This window comes from Alteromonas sp. KUL42 (assembly GCF_006538325.1).
GTDB lineage: Bacteria > Pseudomonadota > Gammaproteobacteria > Enterobacterales > Alteromonadaceae > Alteromonas.
In genome coordinates this window covers 41,742-59,257 of sequence record NZ_BJKK01000015.1, presented here as the reverse complement: position 1 = coordinate 59,257, position 17,516 = coordinate 41,742, and the positions used below count along the sequence as shown (strand labels likewise).

The window sequence follows — 17,516 nt, the reverse complement described above, 5'->3', positions numbered from 1 at the left end:
AAGCGGCCACATTTGTTCTAAATTCGCCCTATTTTGCCTAAATTGGTTATCAAAAATCCATATTAGATATGAGGTGAGGACACTTTTTATAGTTTTAATGTCACTATGACTCACCTGCCCTGAATCCAATATGCGCTTTCGACTTCAACCTCAGCATTACACGTTTTGTGCGTTGTTCACGCTACTAATTCTACTGACTATATCAACGTCTAGTTTAAGTACTGAAATAGAGATAGAAAATAAGATACCTGCAAAAGCAGGACATCTAACACTTACCTCAACGTCTGGGCGTCCAATAAAATCCTTGCACATCGATACCGAGGTAACCGTAGATATCACTGGTCTTGTGGCCACCACCAATTACGTACAACGGTTTAAAAACGCATCAGAACATTGGGCAGAAGGCGTGTATGTTTTTCCATTGCCAACCCGCGCCGCTATTCACCATATGGAACTCGTTATTGGTGAAAGGGTTATTGTAGGAGAAATAAAAGAACGTGCTGAGGCAGAACATATTTACAAAAAGGCCAAGATAAATGGGCAACAAGCCGCACTTACCACGCAACAACGCGACAACCTATTCACCCAAAACGTAGCTAATATAGGGCCCAATCAGCTAATTGAAGTAAAGTTAACGTTTGTAGATACAGCGACATATCAGGACGGCGTGTTCGAGTGGCGATTACCCACAACACTAACACCGCGTTTTATTTCTGGCATACCACTAGATGAAATAAAAGAAAGTCCTGAACAGGATAAAAGCACCTTAGAAGAAGAGATAATAACCAACAATTTCGGCTGGGCAAAAGCAACAAACGAGGTACCTGATGCACCTTATATAACGCCACCGATGATTACACCAACACATAAAACACGCTCTTTTGATGCGTCATCATTTGCAGTAGACACTCCTTCTTTGGGGGAGAAGCTGCGTGATCTACCTAAGGGTCTACCTAAGAATCTACCCATGAATCCACCTGAAAATTCGGCTCACACTGTATTGCGCACTTCACTGCATAATCCAATGCGCATTAATATCAAACTGCAAAGCGGCATGTCGCTCGCGTCTATTGAATCAAAAAATCACAGCATTGATGTTTCAGAAGCAAATGATCACTACCGTGTAGCGTTTAGCGATGAGTGGGTAGAAATGGACAGAGACCTTGTATTGCAATGGAAGCCCGTGCCATCTGACCAACCCCGCGCCGCAATATTTCAACAGCAAATGGAAGATGAGACCTATGCGATGTTTATGATGCTACCACCAGATAACGCAGTGAAACACCGCATGGCGAAAGACATCATCTTCGTTATCGATGTTTCAGGCTCGATGCAAGGTCAGTCTATTGTGCAGGCAAAAACCAGCTTGGCCATGGCCATTGAACAATTGTCCCCAGAAGATCACTTTAACATTATTGCCTTCAACAATGACTTCACGCCTTTCAGTTATCAATTAACACAAGCAAATAGTGAACAGAAAAGTCAGGCGCAACAGTGGGTAGCTTCGCTCAATGCTGACGGGGGAACGCAAATGTACCCAGCCCTCAGAGCAGCCTATTCCCAGATGAAACACTCTGAGCGCCTTCAGCAAATTGTGTTTATCACCGATGGTGCGATAGGCAACGAAGAGATGTTGTTCGACCTTATAAATGCGCCTAGTAACCATGCAAGACTATTTACAGTGGGTATTGGCAGTGCGCCCAACAGCTTTTTTATGACAAAAGCGGCGCAGTTAGGCAGAGGAAGTTATGAGCTAATAAGTACTACTTCAGAAGTCCACAGTAAGATGAGTCGGCTTTTTCATAAATTAAATCACGTTGCAGCAACTAATATAGAAATAGCATGGCCTGACCATACTGAAGCCTACCCAGCTAGAGTGCCTGACTTATTCTACTCTGAAGCATTGCTGTCTTATGCGAAATTAACCGCCCCCTTAACCTCTTTAAATGTTGCTGGAAATATTGAACAGCGGGCATGGCAAACCAATGTTCAAGCAACGAGTAATGTATCGAGTAACCGACTTGGCACACTATGGGCAAGACAAAAAGTGGCGGATATTGAAGATAAAGGTAGACGAGGAGAATTGAACAAAGCATCAGTTAAAGACGCTGTTCTCGACGTGGCGTTAGCCCATCAATTACTCACCCGTTTTACCGCTTTTATCGCTAAGGAACAAGCGCACAGTCGCCCTCAAGATCAGTCTGTGCAAAGTGAAGCCATTGCTAATGTTGTTCCTCACGGAACTCCAATGACGTTTGCCCGAACGAGTACCATGGCACCTATTACATTTTGGCTGGGCGTTATGGGCATGATAGGAGCTACCTTACTCTTGCTCGTAAACAAGGGCAGAGTTCAAGACTGAAAATGGCGAAAACAAGCATAATTCACTCTCCACTTAAAATGTCACTATTGGCGCTCATCCTGTTTACTATTGCGTGCTGGGGGAACACCGCATGGATAACAGGAAAAGCCCTACTGGCACAGTATTTAATTGCTAGTGCATGGCAAGATACATTGGAATTTAGCGCCAATAATAGCGAACGAAACATTACTACACCGTGGCCATGGGCTGACACTTGGCCAGTGGCAAGGTTAAATTTTCCTTCCTTGAATGAAGATTTATATGTATTAGCTGGCAGTCACGGAAGTAGTCTTGCTTTTGGCCCAGGTCACATGGATGGTACAGCGCTTCCTCATGAATTGGGCACTATGGTAATTAATGGGCATCGCGACACACACTTCTCACTACTTGAAAAGCTCTTTGTAGGCGAGACGTTTTCAATTCAAAGTAGCGCGAGCATATGGCGGCAATATAAGGTCGTTAATACCCACATCATAGATACACGAATGGAAAGCTGGTTTATTAACCGCGATAGTAACGAAATACACTTAGTTACCTGCTACCCCTTTCATAGCTTAGATATTAACCCTCCTTTTCGTTACGTCGTGGTCGGAGTGCCGTCGTAATGTCGTCGTTACGTCATCATATATAAAAGCAAAAAAGTAAAACTGTGATTTATATTTCATAACAGATTAATCAGCATATTGTTATACTTTACACTTTTAGTTAGTTGCACATATAAACATGGCCAAGTACGAAATTTTAGCCCACCAGCTCAAAACGCAAATTGAAAGCGGTGTTTGGTTGGAAAATGAAAAGCTCCCTTCTTTGCGTAAAAAGTCAGCGGAGTCGGGCTATAGCTTAATGACGGTGCTTCACGCTTATCAAATTCTAGAGAGTCAAGGATATATCAGCTCACAAGAGCGCTCAGGCTATGTCGTTACGGCGAAGAACTTAGTAGGTAACCGACCGCTTGTTCAAACCTCTGAATCGGTGAGTATTAATGACTTTGTATTTGACGTTTTACAGGCCTCGAAAAACCCGCATATGTTGAGCTTAGGGTTCGCCTATCCCGACCCTAGTCTCTACCCCAGACAACATCTTAATAAATCAGTAGCGGCTGCGGCCAAACAGATATCGCTAACCAGTGCGCTTGATAATTTACCTCCAGGCAATGCAGAGTTGCGCAAGCTTATTGCTAAACGCTATGCAGCCCGAGGCATTAGTATATCACCTGACGAAATAGTCATTACTGCGGGCGCTCTCGAAGCACTAAGTCTCAGTTTACAAGCGTGCACACAACCTGGCGATTGGGTAATCGTTGAATCACCAACCTTTTATGGTGCTATGCAAGCGCTAGAACGACTAGGGTTAAAGGCCATCACCATAAAGGTGTCACCAACCACAGGGCTTGATGTCGCTGCGCTAGAACGCGCTTTACAAACTCACTCAGTCAAAGCCTGTTGGTTAATGTCTAATTTTCAAAACCCAATGGGATATTCATTATCGGAAACTAAAAAGCAGCAAGTGGCTGACTTGATGGAAAAATATCAGGTTGCCCTAATTGAAGATGATGTATATGCAGAGTTGTACAGTACGGCTAATAATACCAACAAATCTCCTCTTCCCATTAAACATTACATGCACAATAGCAGTAGCATGCTGTGTTCTTCTTTCTCTAAATCTTTAGTTGCAGGGTTTCGCATAGGGTGGGTTGCCGCAGGCGCACGAGCACTCAGCATTCAGAAGCAACAACTTATGAGCACTTTTGAAACCAGTGCACCTATACAGCTGTCTTTGGTCGATTACTTGTCGACTAAGAACTATGAATTACATTTAAAGCAGTTACGCAAAAAGCTAGTAGCACGCAAAAAAGCCATGTTTGCGTTTTTAAACGAAGCGCTTGATGGCGTTGCCAAGATCTACATTCATGAAGGCGGCTACTTCTTATGGATAGAATGTCACTTAAGTGTTGATGCAATGGATATTTATCATGAAGCATTACGCCTATACATTACGGTTGCACCGGGAAAATTATTTAGTCTTAACGATGAGTTTAACCATTGTTTTAGAGTAAATGCGTCGTTTGAGTTAAATGATGCAAAGAGAAATCAACTTAGAAAACTGACAGAGTTTATAAAACAGATCACACCATCAAAGCGCTAATTCTGTTCTATAAATAAAGCCAAAATCTGTCTCTATTCATATTTTTTTGCAGTTTTACCATAACACCAATAATTTTGGAGTGAGTGTTATGGCAACCGTTAAAGTAAGACCAGAAGATGTAATTTCTGTATTTCCGGTCGAAGAGAGCAAGATATATATTCGAGAAGAAACCGGCTTTTATCAAAAGTGGCGCCGATATTTAAATATACTCTTGATTAGTGTTTTTATCTTATTACCTTTTGTTCAATACGGTGGTGAGCAAGCCATACTGTTTGATGTGGGGCAGCAAACATTTACTTTTTTTGCCTACGTGCTTTACCCACAAGATCTTATGATTTTTGCATTGGTCTTTATTCTTGCGGCTTTTGCCTTATTTTTAGTCACTCGCCACTACGGTAGAGTTTGGTGTGGCTTCACCTGCCCACAAACCATATGGACGTTAGGGTTTAACTGGGTTGAGCGGCGCATAGAAGGTAACCACAATCAAAGTAGACAACTCGACAGCCAAGCATTTAACGTTAAAAAGGCCACTATAAAAACAGCTAAACACAGTGTCTGGATAGCGATAAGTATGCTCACAGCCACGGCTTTCATGTCGTATTTTTATCCCGCAATAACCCTTTACCAAGAGCTATTTACGTTTTCTGCTCCCGCCTTAATTACGGGTTGGACCCTGTTTTTCGCGGGTTGTACCTATATCAACGCAGGCTGGATAAGAGAGAAGATGTGCCTCCACATTTGCCCCTATTCGCGTTTTCAGGCAGCAATGTTCGATAAAAATACGTCTTTAGTGACTTATGATAGCGAACGCGGGGAAAGTCGCGGCCCAAGAAAACGCAATGCAGAGAGGCACGGTAAAGGCGACTGTGTTGACTGCAAATTGTGTGTTCAAGTTTGCCCGGCCGGTATCGACATTCGCGAAGGCTTGCAGTACGCCTGTATTAACTGTGGTTTATGTGTTGATGCCTGTAACAAGGTTATGGACAAGTTCAACTACAAACCTAATCTGATAGGGTTTACTCGAGCCGGAAAAGACTCAGGACGGCATGTCACTAACTGGCTATACGGCGTTGCCATTGTAGTTATTGTGAGTGCTATGTTCAGTTGGGCGTATAACCGCAGTGATATTGAAGCAAGCATAGTACGTGACCGCAATATCTTATACCGAGAAAACAACGCTGGGCATATTGAGAATTCCTACACTCTAGCACTACTTAACAAATCTCGTCTGACTAAAGTGTTTGAATTATCGATTGCAAATTCCGATTCGATGACTCTCTCACTAACGGACCCGATAATCGTATTGCCCGGTGAAAAGCGCATGGTAACCTTTTCTGTTGAAGCGCTTATTGCGCCTAGTAAAATGCAAAGCGAGGTTGAATTTGCTATTCGCGATAAGGCAAGAGATCAAACCATAATAAGACCCACACTTTTCTTTTCTAGTGAATCTTTGCTTAAAAGTAAATCGTAGGGAAGGTTGATGTTGTTAATCACAACCTTTAATTAGCCTGAGTTAATAGTCAGGCTAATTAAAAAACTGGTTTATAAATACATATTACAGCCTGCTTATTCACACACTGGTTAACTTGCCAGTGTGTGACCCAAAAATATCCAAATACCCACCGCAATAAGAATGAGGCCACCGAAGGTCTCTGCTCGCCTGCCAATTAATGATCCCAAAGTGCTACCAAGCATAACGCCCAACGTCACCATGGTACACGTTGCCAAACCAATAAACGTTGCAGCAAGCACGATATTTACGTTGATAAAGGCAAGTCCAATACCCACCGCCATGGCATCCATACTTGTACCCAAAGCCGTGAGAATAACAAGCCAAAAAGAAGACTTTCTCTGTACCTCGTCTTCTTCATCGTCTGCTGGTTGAAAGCTCTCGTAAATCATATAACAGCCTAGTCCAGACAACAGTATTAGCGCAATCCAGTGATCCCAAGCTTCAACATAACTTGCGGCAGCGCGCCCAATAATCCACCCAATTACCGGTGTAATAGCTTCAACCACACCAAACGTAACACCCAGTTTTAGCGCATGAAGAAATGGAGGTTTTTTGAGTTTTGCACCTTTGCCAATAGCAGCAGCAAAAGCGTCGGTAGACATAGCGAATGCAAGAAAGATAAGAGCGATAAAATTCATTGAGATGACTTTCTCCGGCCAGGCTTAACAGAGTCCACGACAAAACCACACGCCTGACCTTGGAGCGCGGAATTATCGAAGGTCTCGCCAACCAAGCGGTGTTCGTACCATGGTAATGTGACCAATTATGTTGATACGAACTTTTCTGTTTAGTAACAGAAACAGGCTACTCCCCAACGAAGTAGCGCAATAATAGCAGTGAACCCGTGTCGCGACAATCAAGAATTCAACGCTTAAATACATGAACCCCTCTAAATGAAGCCTATTTAAAACGTTGATACGGCTCTTTGATCTAACTCTTTTGAATTAACGCCGTTTGATTCTAGGCTCTTTGGTTTAAGGTTCTTTGATTTAAGGTTCTTTGATTTAAGGCTCGGCGTTTTGAACTTCTGAACTCTGCGATCCAGTACTTTTATTTCCAATGGCTGCTGATTGGCATGCCACTACAACATAGTTGTACCCCAATTCATTTTCTTCACTGTCGTCTTTACTAATTTCAAGTAGCTCATAATCGTTAAGTTCGATTACACGCGTATCTGGTGAATGAGCACAGCGAGAGCGTGAATCAGCTTCAAATTCATAAATAAAGTTGGCAAGTAGACGTCGTTGACTGCGTTTAAAAGCGATGTTTTTATCTTTTGCCCCTTTCCACAACGCATCTATTTCTGCTTCTAAATCATCGCTTGCGGTATTTATGTCTTCAATGGTCGCTTTGATATCAGCTTCTTGAGTCGACTTGGGTTTTACATTATTTGCAGCAAGTACGTTATCAACAATAAGCGGAATATTAACCTCATCAACTTGAGGTGCGGTAAGCATTTCTGGTGGTGCATTTGAGGGTACATTACCTGCCTTCGTTCCAGCCTTTACAATTTCACTGGTAATAGCCTGACTTGCTCTTTCAAACGAGAGTGCATCCGTACTTTCTTTATCATCTCCCATTGAGCCAACAAGGCCAACTTGCGCTGCGAGCAATATTAATTCCCACAATAAAGCTAGCGTCCAAAGATATCTTACCAACGCAGTGGTAAATACAAACCGATATTCAGGTGCATGCCAAAACCGTCTAACACCAATGGGCTTAAGTGCAAGTAGCGTCATTAAGTACACAGGAGTAAGTAATGTAACGATGACCAGCGCAAAAATTGAAGTAAGGAAGAACCACGTTGGCATCATGAGTATCAGTGCAAAGTTGTGGCTGTAAGGTAATGCACCCGCTGAAACGCCCGAAACATCATTGACCATACCGCTTGCTGAAGCTAAAGCAAAATTGGCAATAACCGCATAGATAAACAATATGAAGGCTTTACCTGGGAGGCTATGCCAGATAATCATAAAACGCGGCCATACCTCTTTGGTAATGCCGGAAAGCACAAAAGCATACATCACTATATCGTAGATTTTGCTTTCAAAATCTGAGTACATCCACACCAGTAACATACAACTTGCGATAAAATAGCAGCGTTGTGAAAACGTAAGACTGCGCCAAAACCTTACAGCTGCAACGCTTCTCTTCGATACAAAACGTCTGCTTCGCCTTCTTCCTGTGTGATATAAACTGTGAAAACCATTCAGTTTTTCCATGAACCTATCCATCTTTATTCTTATTATTACCCTATCGAACACACATTGTTGCGGTCTTAGTAACGGGAGAGCACACGCTATAAACAACCTCTCTTCCCGACACGTTCACAATGCGCTATGCTGCAAACTATCAAAATCAAAAGGTTACGCTACTTGATATTACACGTAGAGCATAAATCACACTAATAATTATGGCACATACCAAACCCCTTAGCCTTGTGTGTGAACAATGCCATACGCAAGTTTCCATTCCCACTTTGTCGCATCGACAGCGCGCGGTGTGCCCCGTTTGTGGGCATACCCTAATATCTTATAGAAATAACGTGAATGAGAAACTACTTGCCTACACTAGCAGCGCATTTATTTTTCTTCTTCTATCACTGCCGTTTAACTTTTTGACCTTCAGAAGTAGTGGCCAAAAACACAGTATTAATTTGCCCACAGGCGTTCTAGAACTTATTAATCAAGATTACCTATCTTTGGCAATTATCACTAGCCTAGCGACGGTTTTATTGCCAGGCATTGTCATTGTTGGCATTTTTTTACTTACGCTAGCACAAGTAAAGCAACGTCGTCCCTACTACGTTCATCATTTATTTGTTTGGGTTAAAGCGCTATTGCCGTGGAGTATGGCTGAAATATTTTTGGTAGGGACGCTGGTAAGCCTCATTAAAATTACCGAGCTTGCGGATGTTACTATCGGTTTGTCTTTTTATGCGTTTATTGGTTTTGCTTCGTTTACAGCACTATGTATTAGCCAGTTTGATACTACGCAATACTCGCTTTGGCTGAGAGAGGGAGAGCCGCCACCAGCAAAGCCGTTAAGTGAATTACAAGCAAACAACAGCATACAACGTACATGGGCTTTACTGTTCACAGCGTGCATTTTGTATATACCTGCAAATGTGTTGCCCATTATGTATACTGAATTTTTTGGGCAAGAAACACCAAATACTATTATTGGTGGTGTTATTGCATTGTGGGAGTCAGGTTCATATCCCATAGCACTAGTCATATTAATTGCTAGTGTCATTGTACCTGTCGCTAAAATAGCCATTCTCGCTTGGCTAAACTTTTCAGTTCAAACAGAGAAAACAGGCTCAAAACAACTTAGAATACGTTACTATCGCATAACTGAAATTATTGGTCGCTGGTCGATGATTGATGTCTTTGTTGTAGCAGTGCTGGTTGCGCTTATTCAAATGGGCAATACGTTATCAATCTATCCTGGGCAAGCGGCTATTGCTTTTTGTGCGGTAGTTTTTACAACAATGATCGCAGCAATGACTTTTGATTCTAGGCTTATATGGCAGCAGTGGAAGCAACTACCATGACCCAAGAAGTATCGATGAATAAAGCAGAGGTTAAACCCACCTCGTCCATATCTCGCATTTGGCTCATTCCAATTTTGGTGTTGGTTATTGGCGGTTGGATGGTGTACTACCAATGGAAAAATCAGGGTCCACTCATTACCATTGAATTGCACTCAGCCACGGGCATTGAAGTTAATAAAACACCGATAAAGGTGCGCGATCTCGATATCGGGCAAGTAAAGAAGATCACACTCAAACCAGATCTAGATGGCGTTTTAGTAACCGCTCGTATTGATGCAAGTGCTGCACATTTACTAAACGAAAACGCCGATTTTTGGGTTGTTGCCCCTCGTATTAGTTTTTCTGAAGTGTCCGGGCTTAATACCCTGTTGTCTGGCAGTTATATTGCCATGTCAGCCCATGATAAAGGTGCAGAAAAATTACACTTTAAAGCGCTTGAGAGGCCACCTGTTACTCCGCAAGGAACTCCGGGTCTTCACGTTATGCTGCGCAGTGACGATGAATTTGCTTATAAGCCAGGAGACCCCATTATCTACAAAGGCTTTAAAGTGGGTGAATTTGAAGATGCCACATTTAATATTGAAGAGCGCGTTGTGTACTACGACGCCTTTATTAAAGCGCCGTATCACAAACTCATTACCCAAAATACGCGTTTTTGGGACGTTAGTGGCGTTAAGCTTCTTTTAGAATCAAGTGGTGTAAGTGTGCAAACTGGTAGCTTAGAAACGCTACTGGCTAATGGCATTACTTTTGGCGTCCCTGACGGTGTACCTACCGGCGAGCAAGTCCTCGATGATGCATTTTTCGACATTTACGAAGACGATGCTTCGGCATCGAATGCTCGCTTCAAAGTGGCTGCTGAATACTTACTTCTCATAGATGAAAGTGTGCGAGGTTTGACCGTAGGAGCTCCGGTTGAATATCGCGGCATTGAAATTGGTAGTGTCACTGCAATTAATTCAATAACAGCCATTGAAGGTAATATTCTTGAACGTGACTACCCTATTCCTGTGCTCATTAGTGTTTATCCAGGCAAAGCCCGTCAACCTGACACCCAAGAAGGGTTACAGGCAATTAAGCAAACCTTTAAAAATTGGATAGAGCGAGATCTTCGTGCATCGCTTCGCATGGGTAATATATTAACTGGCGGCCTGTATGTTGATCTTCAGCATATTCCCGACCCGAAAGGCACAACACGTGTAAAAACCGTTAATGGCTACGACGTGATCCCCACAGTGAGTAATGAGTTTACCCAACTAACACAAAAAGCCGATGCGATCTTAGACAAAATAAATCAACTTCCATTAAAAGAAATGGTAGAAAATATTCAGCTTGCTGTTGAAGATATGAAACTAGCAGCGGAGTCTGTTGAAACGGCAAGTAATGATTTTGACTTACTAATTGCCGATGTTGATGCTAAAGCGCTCAACAACAATTTAAACCAAGTGTTATTGAGCTTAGATAGCTTGCTCAAAAACTATAGTGAGGGTGGCTTTAATCAAGCTGAAATTAAGGAAACAGTAGACGCCCTTCAAGACACGATGCGCTCTATGCAACCGTTGTTATTGAAATTAAACCAAGCGCCAAATAGTTTGATTTTCTCTAATGATAAGCAAGCTGATATTCAACCGAAGGCTAAGCGATGATAGCTATGCAACAGCAAGATGTTTGTTGCCTTCGTGTATAAAGGATAACTGAATGAATACACCGTCACATTATACGAGTAGGTTTTTGAAAATATCGTCTCGAATACGGCTTTCTGCTGTACTAGTGGTTATGTTCATCGTTGGTTGTTCGAGTGCTAGCACGGCATTGACCTATTATGTTTTGCACTCGGTAGATGAACCGCTAGCAAAGCCCTCGAAAGAGTATACATACCTAAAACTAGATCGTTTCGTTATGCCTGAATATTTGAAACAACGAGGCTTGGTATACCAAACGAGTGAAACCAATGTCCATATTTCAACAACACACTTGTGGGCAGAACCCCTAGATGTAGGACTCAAAAAGTCACTAAAAAAAGCCATATCGAACTACGGTGTGTACTTGGTTGATGATGAACAATATCACGCCAGTAAAACCATACATGTTGCACTTCACATTACTGATTTTATCAGCCGTTTTGATGGCGAAGTGTTATTGTCTGGAGAATTCGTAGTATTGGGTAGCGCATCCCCCCCTGATCACAAAGCTAACTGGATTATTCCATTTGATATACGTGTTGCGCTGCAACACGATGGGTTCTCAGCGAGTATTGAAGCGATGAGAGAGTCGCTGATGCAATTGGCATCACAAATCGCCGACAATATTAAGGTGACTGAAAAGGAATGATAACAACGCTCAAGCGCTATTTATTTAGTGGCGTAAAACCCCACTACAAGGATGAAACCAACCGGCGAATTATGGTGGTTAACCTATTTGCTGCGGTGGGGATGTCTATAACCTTTATCCTGGGTATACGCGCACTTTTAGCACATGAGTTCTCCCTTTCTATATTGCTGCTGTTGTCTTGTGTCATTTTTGCGATTTCCCACCAATTACAAGTCAAAGTGCAAACGGTAGCTGCCCGAACTGCATCAATTACGCTGTTATTAACGTGTTTAATGGGACTGACATTACTGTTGATTATCTCTGGAGGTAAAGACAATACAGGCCCGTTGTGGATCTATCTTGTTCCCCCTGTCACCATGTTTTTTGCTGGATTCATTAAAGGCCTTTTGGCTCTTTTAGGTTATGTGTTTGTTGCAGCACTTTTGCTGTTTGTTTTTGATGAAACTTTGTTGATGGCAAGTTATAGCTATGCATTTAAAACACGTTTACTCTATTCATTCTTAACCGTGTCATTTTTGTCTGCATTTTATGAGTACAGCCGTCAAAAGAGCTACGAAACCGCATTGTATTTAAGTGATCAATTTGAACGTCAAGCAAAGCATGATCACCTCACGCAACTTCTCAATCGACGCGGAGCACAGCAATGCTTGGAGCGCGAGTATGCAAGAATGCTGAGAAGCAAAACCCCTTTTTCATTGCAATTGCCGATATTGATAGGTTTAAGAGCATTAATGATACCTATGGTCACGAGCAAGGTGATGAAGTACTGAAGCAAATATCCAAGGTGTTTGCCGCTCGACTTCGCGGTCAAGATATTCTGGCGAGATGGGGTGGTGAAGAATTCATGCTTATTTTTACCGATACTAATGAAGCCAACGCAGTGAAAGCCCTAGAGCAGATTCGCATTCTTTTGTACCAAGCGCCACTTCATATTAACGACATTGAAATGCATGTAACCAGCAGCTTCGGTGTATGTGAAGTAAATGCACAAAACACCCTGTCTCATGCGATTAAACAGGCTGACCACGCCCTTTATCACGCCAAAGAAACCGGCAGAGATAAAGTCTGTGCCTTCTCAGCACTTCCCCCTGTTCATGATTAATGCCTAACAATAAATGCTGCATTTGACACGTAAGCACTGTCTTTACACAAAACTGACTCATGTTTCGTTACATTTGGACTATAAACCTGAAACACTTTAGCGCTACACTATAGGCAATTTATTGTTACTTCAAAGTAGACTTGGCTATGAAATGGATGAGAGTTGCGCTACCTATTGGTGTTTTTGTTTTAGGTTATTTGGGAATGAAAGGTATAGAAGCCTCTGCATCAGATTCGGCAATTAAGGAAGAAGTCGATACACGCCCTACGGTTACGATTGAATCTATATCTCCTGAAGATGTCCGTGTTCGCCTTACCTCTTACGGCGAAATTACGCCACTTGAAACCACCAACTTGGCTGCACAAGTAGCGGGGGAAGTGGAGAGCTGGAACCCCAAGTTTGTCAGTGGTGGATTAATCCGTCGTGGCGAAACACTGTTCACTATTGAGCCTGATTCATACGAAGCAGCCCTGTTGCTTGCCGAAGCCAACCTCGCCAGCGCCAAAGCGCAACTTATTCAAGAGCAAGCCCAAGCTGACGTTGCGGCCATCGAAGCCAAATCTATGCCGCAAGCACGGGTGACCGATTTGTACCTGCGCAAACCTCAAGTCTTAAGTGCGCAAGCAGGGGTAAAATCAGCTGAAGCACAACTAAAAATTGCTAAACGCGATTTAGAAAACTGTAAAGTGAAAGCGCCATACGATGCACTTATCGTTTCTCGCGATATCAGTACCGGCGATTATGTCACTCCAGGCTCAGAGGTTGCCGTGTTGAACAACATTGAATACGCTGAAGTCACCTTCCCTGTTGCCGGATTTGACAGAATGTTTTTAGCCGACAATACCGTAGGCAGTGAAATTGCTATCGATGTTGATGATATGCAAGGCACAACTATCAAAGGAACTATTCACCGTGATACGGGGGTTATCGACAATAATACCCGTATGAGTTACTTCGTAGCGCGCATTGAAGACCCTTACGCCATTCACTCTAACAAGCCTATTGTTAAATTTGGCTCGTATAGCACCATTGCATTCGAAGGCAAAACCCTTAACGACGTATATCGCGTTCCCCAAGAGCTAGTAACAAACAGGCTACTGTGGACTCTCGACGACGATAACAAATTAACCTCTCACAAGGTTACCGTGGTACGCGAGGAAAACGGCGACTTTCTCATTCAAGGTACCTTTAACCCTGACAAAGTAGTTATGACACTGCCTGAATACCCGCAAAACGGTATGGCCGTTAAAGTGATCGCAAATACTTCTGATGTCGTGACAGCGAAAGCAAACTAAGGGTTCGTCATGGAAAATCACAACGATACACAACATGGCCTCATTGCCTGGTTTGCTCGAAATTCAGTAGCGGCTAACCTATTGATGATTTTTATCATTGTTATGGGTATTGCCAGCTTCTTTACGATTCAACGTCAGATGTTTCCCAACATTGAGATTAATTATATTAATGTTGAAGCCTCCTACCCTGGTGCATCGCCTCAAGAAATAGAGGAAAGTATTTTTATTAAGGTAGAAGAAGCACTTAAAGATGTAACCGAAATAAAGCGCACCGTGTCTCGTGCACGTCGTGGCGGTGGTGCGGTGACGTTAGAAATTGACACCAAAGCCGAACTTACCGATGTATTGGACAAAGTAAAACTGCGTGTTGACAGTATTGCAACTTTCCCTGCGGGCATGGAGCCAGTTAACGTTTCTCAGGTTGAGTTCCAACAACAGGTTATTGAGATGCCTTTGGTAGGCGATCTTCCCCTTTCAGAACTTAAAGTACTGGCCAAGGGCATTGAAGATGAACTGCTGCAACTAGGCTCTATTTCTCTAGTGCAAGTATCTGCTCCTAATGACGAAATCGCTATTGAGATTAAGCCTGATACGTTGAGAAAATATGGTTTAAATATCTCTGATATTACCCAAGCCATTAATAATTATTCGGCTAATATCTCAGCAGGTCAACTTCGCACCAATTCAGGTATAGTTTCTGTTCGAGTGGAAAATCAGTACTACAGCGGTGACGAATTTAGACAAATCCCCATTAAAATTGGCACCGGCGGCGCTAAAGTAACACTGGGTGACGTTGCCTATATTAATGATGGGTTTGTAGAGGGTGAGCGGTACTTCAAATACAACGGTATGAACGCCATCTACATGGCCGTAAAAGCCACAAAAACACAAAATACCATTCCCGTGGCAGAAACGGTTAAAGCTTATATTGAGCAGAAAAATAAGACCTTGCCTCAAGGTGTTAACCTAGAAGTGCTGGTTGATATGACCTATTACCTAAACGCCCGTTTAGACATGATGCTATCAAACCTTATACAAGGTTCGGTGCTCGTGGCCTTTATGCTTACCTTGTTCTTGCGTTTTAGATTAGCGTTATGGGTAATGATAGGGCTACCTGTTTGCTTCTTGGGTGCTATGATGCTTATGCCACTGTTTGGGGTCAGTATCAACATACTGTCGCTATTCGCTTTCATTATGGTGCTGGGTATTGTGGTCGATGATGCCATAGTCATAGGGGAAAGTGCCTACACCGAAATAGAAAGTAAAGGCGGTGGCATCGACAATGTTATTCGCGGAGCAAAACGCGTTGCTACACCAGCTACATTTGGTGTGTTAACTACAATTGCAGTGTTCGCTCCATTTACATTAAGTAGTGGCCCAGAAGGTACCTTCTTCTACAACATTTCAGTGGTTGTTATCTTGTGCTTGGCATTCAGTTTGATTGAATCTAAGTTAATTTTACCTGCTCACCTTGCACACACTAAGTTTTCACCGGTAAAACCCACCAGCTGGCGCTCCCGTTTTAACAAAGGGTTCTTTAACTTTGTAAATGGCCCTTACAAGCGCACCGTTGAGCGTGCGATTGAGTGGCGCTGGGCAGTACTTATGATATTCATTGCTTTATTAATGATAAGTTTTGGACTGATTAATGCCAACTACGTGCGTATGGTTCCAAACCCAAAAGTACCTCACGACTTCCCAAGTGTACGCATTGAGATGAACGAAAATGTCTCAGACACCATGACCATAGACGCACTTAAAATTGTAGAGCAAACCATTTTAGATGTTGAAGAAGACATTATTAAAGAATTTGGTACAGGGATGATCCGAGACCGCCTTGCGTTTAACGAAGAGCGTACCGAAGGTCGCATTCTTGCGCCGCTAGTTAACGAAAATGACCGCCCAATTGATACCTTTGAGCTTGCTCGACGCTGGCGTGAAGCCATCCCTGAAATTTCAGGCATGAAGTCATTTACTGTTATCGACGATGTTAATGGCGATGGTGATGACGGTGAGTTTGGTTATTTATTGTTTGGTCCTGACATTGACACACTAAATGCTGCGGGCTTGAAGTTTATTGAAATGCTACAACAGCAAGAAGGCCTATTTGATGTAAGTTCAACGATTGACCCGCCAAGCAAAGAAGTACAAATGACACTGTTGCCTGTTGCCTACGATTTAGGATTAACTCTATCTAGCATTGCATCTCAAGTGGGTGCAGGCTTCTATGGCGGTGAAGCGCAACGAGTTATTCGCAACGGCGAAGAGGTGCGCGTAATGGTGCGTTACCCTGAATTAACACGCGAGCGCTTTGCAGACCTTAAGTACTCACTGATTAAAACGCCAGATGGCGAAGAAGTGATGCTAGGTGATGTGGTGGCATTAGAAGAAAAGCCAGGCATTAGCTACATTCGCCGTGAGGGAGGCTATCGCAGCGTTTATGTGTGGGGCAACATTGACGAAGAAAAAGTCGAACCTAACGAAGTAGTAACTGAAATTCGTGAAAAACTATTGCCTCAGCTTAAAGAAAGCTTCCCTTCGGTGATGACTGAACTTGGTGGCGATATTGAAGAGCAACAGGCGCAGCAAAATGAGCAAATGCTATTCTTCCTAGCTGCAATGGTATTGGTATACATTTTACTGGCTGTGCCACTAAAAAGTTATGGACAGCCGCTCATCATAATGTCTGTTATTCCGTTTAGCTTAACAGGCGCAATTTGGGGGCATTTCCTTTTAGGACTCGATTTATCAATGATGTCTACCTTTGGACTAATTGCAGCCGCAGGTGTTGTTATCAACGATTCATTGGTTATGACTGACTTTGTCAATCAGCGCCGCGCACAAGGTTACAGAGTAAAAGATGCAGTAACTGAAGCCGGTACAGCGCGCTTTAGAGCAATAACATTGACGTCAATTACCACGTTTGTGGGTGTATTGCCTATTATGTTTGAAACCAGCTTACAGGCCGCATTTGTTATTCCAATGGCAGCGGCACTGGGCTTTGCAGTACTTTACGCCACATTGGTAACCTTAATTCTTGTGCCGTGTCTGTATCTCATTTTACTTGATATACGGGGCCCTTTTACTTTCATTAAAGCGAAGATATCAGCGCGTAAAATGAAAAAAGGTGCTAACAATGCAGATCCTGTGACGCATTTGTAAGTAAAGCACCCTCTGGCGTAGAAACGTTCAAACGGGGCTATTACATTTTG

General features: G+C 42.9%; 13 protein-coding genes and 1 riboswitch. Of the genes, 11 read left to right on the top strand and 2 right to left on the bottom strand.

The genetic code is table 11. The features are described 5' to 3' along the window. The first annotated feature begins 130 nt into the window (after window positions 1–130). The 4 genes from EYR97_RS17195 (at window position 131) to ccoG (ending at window position 5,978) form a co-directional block, all read left to right on the top strand. The gene (locus EYR97_RS17195) at window positions 131–2,362 is read left to right on the top strand and encodes a VIT domain-containing protein (RefSeq protein WP_131094994.1); all 2,232 of its coding nucleotides are present in this window, start codon (window positions 131–133) and stop codon (window positions 2,360–2,362) included. A gap of 2 nt (window positions 2,363–2,364) precedes the next feature. After that, window positions 2,365–2,967 (top strand): class GN sortase, encoded by a 603-nt coding sequence (locus tag EYR97_RS17190; protein ID WP_131094993.1) that lies wholly within the window; start codon window positions 2,365–2,367, stop codon window positions 2,965–2,967. 118 nt (window positions 2,968–3,085) lie between these two features. After that, the gene (locus EYR97_RS17185) at window positions 3,086–4,507 is read left to right on the top strand and encodes a PLP-dependent aminotransferase family protein (protein ID WP_131094992.1); all 1,422 of its coding nucleotides are present in this window, start codon (window positions 3,086–3,088) and stop codon (window positions 4,505–4,507) included. 88 nt (window positions 4,508–4,595) lie between these two features. Then, the gene (gene ccoG, locus EYR97_RS17180; RefSeq protein ID WP_131094991.1) at window positions 4,596–5,978 is read left to right on the top strand and encodes a cytochrome c oxidase accessory protein CcoG; all 1,383 of its coding nucleotides are present in this window, start codon (window positions 4,596–4,598) and stop codon (window positions 5,976–5,978) included. 110 nt (window positions 5,979–6,088) lie between these two features. Here the strand turns inward: ccoG and EYR97_RS17175 are convergent, their stop codons facing one another. Further along, window positions 6,089–6,658 carry a manganese efflux pump MntP family protein gene (locus EYR97_RS17175; RefSeq protein ID WP_131094990.1) on the bottom strand — a complete coding sequence of 190 codons (570 nt, stop codon included), beginning with the start codon at window positions 6,656–6,658 and terminating at the stop codon, window positions 6,089–6,091. Window positions 6,659–6,670: 12 nt separating this feature from the next. Further along, window positions 6,671–6,845, bottom strand: a riboswitch (yybP-ykoY riboswitch). Window positions 6,846–7,024: 179 nt separating this feature from the next. After that, entirely contained in the window at window positions 7,025–8,242 is a 1,218-nt protein-coding gene (locus tag EYR97_RS17170; protein ID WP_131094989.1) for a hypothetical protein, read from the bottom strand. Between the two features lie 323 nt (window positions 8,243–8,565). Here EYR97_RS17170 and EYR97_RS17165 point away from each other — a divergent pair, with 323 nt between their 5' ends. The 7 genes from EYR97_RS17165 to EYR97_RS17140 all read left to right on the top strand — a co-directional run bounded on the left by EYR97_RS17165 (window position 8,566) and on the right by EYR97_RS17140 (window position 17,466). Beyond that, the gene (locus tag EYR97_RS17165; RefSeq protein WP_242635097.1) at window positions 8,566–9,576 is read left to right on the top strand and encodes a paraquat-inducible protein A; all 1,011 of its coding nucleotides are present in this window, start codon (window positions 8,566–8,568) and stop codon (window positions 9,574–9,576) included. Beyond that, window positions 9,573–11,222: an intermembrane transport protein PqiB gene (gene pqiB / locus EYR97_RS17160; protein ID WP_131094987.1), complete on the top strand. Its 1,650-nt coding sequence runs from the start codon at window positions 9,573–9,575 to the stop codon at window positions 11,220–11,222. The genes EYR97_RS17165 and pqiB overlap by 4 nt, the downstream gene beginning before the upstream one ends. A 52-nt stretch (window positions 11,223–11,274) precedes the next feature. Continuing rightward, entirely contained in the window at window positions 11,275–11,907 is a 633-nt protein-coding gene (locus EYR97_RS17155; protein ID WP_131094986.1) for a membrane integrity-associated transporter subunit PqiC, read from the top strand. After that, entirely contained in the window at window positions 11,904–12,677 is a 774-nt protein-coding gene (locus EYR97_RS17150; protein ID WP_242635096.1) for a hypothetical protein, read from the top strand. Before EYR97_RS17155 ends, EYR97_RS17150 begins: the two co-directional genes overlap by 4 nt. Continuing rightward, the gene (locus tag EYR97_RS22525; RefSeq protein ID WP_242635100.1) at window positions 12,602–13,009 is read left to right on the top strand and encodes a GGDEF domain-containing protein; all 408 of its coding nucleotides are present in this window, start codon (window positions 12,602–12,604) and stop codon (window positions 13,007–13,009) included. Before EYR97_RS17150 ends, EYR97_RS22525 begins: the two co-directional genes overlap by 76 nt. A gap of 146 nt (window positions 13,010–13,155) precedes the next feature. Further along, window positions 13,156–14,304 carry an efflux RND transporter periplasmic adaptor subunit gene (locus EYR97_RS17145; protein ID WP_131094985.1) on the top strand — a complete coding sequence of 383 codons (1,149 nt, stop codon included), beginning with the start codon at window positions 13,156–13,158 and terminating at the stop codon, window positions 14,302–14,304. 9 nt (window positions 14,305–14,313) lie between these two features. After that, window positions 14,314–17,466, top strand: a complete 3,153-nt coding sequence (locus EYR97_RS17140; protein WP_131094984.1) for an efflux RND transporter permease subunit — start codon at window positions 14,314–14,316, stop codon at window positions 17,464–17,466. Window positions 17,467–17,516 lie beyond the last annotated feature (50 nt).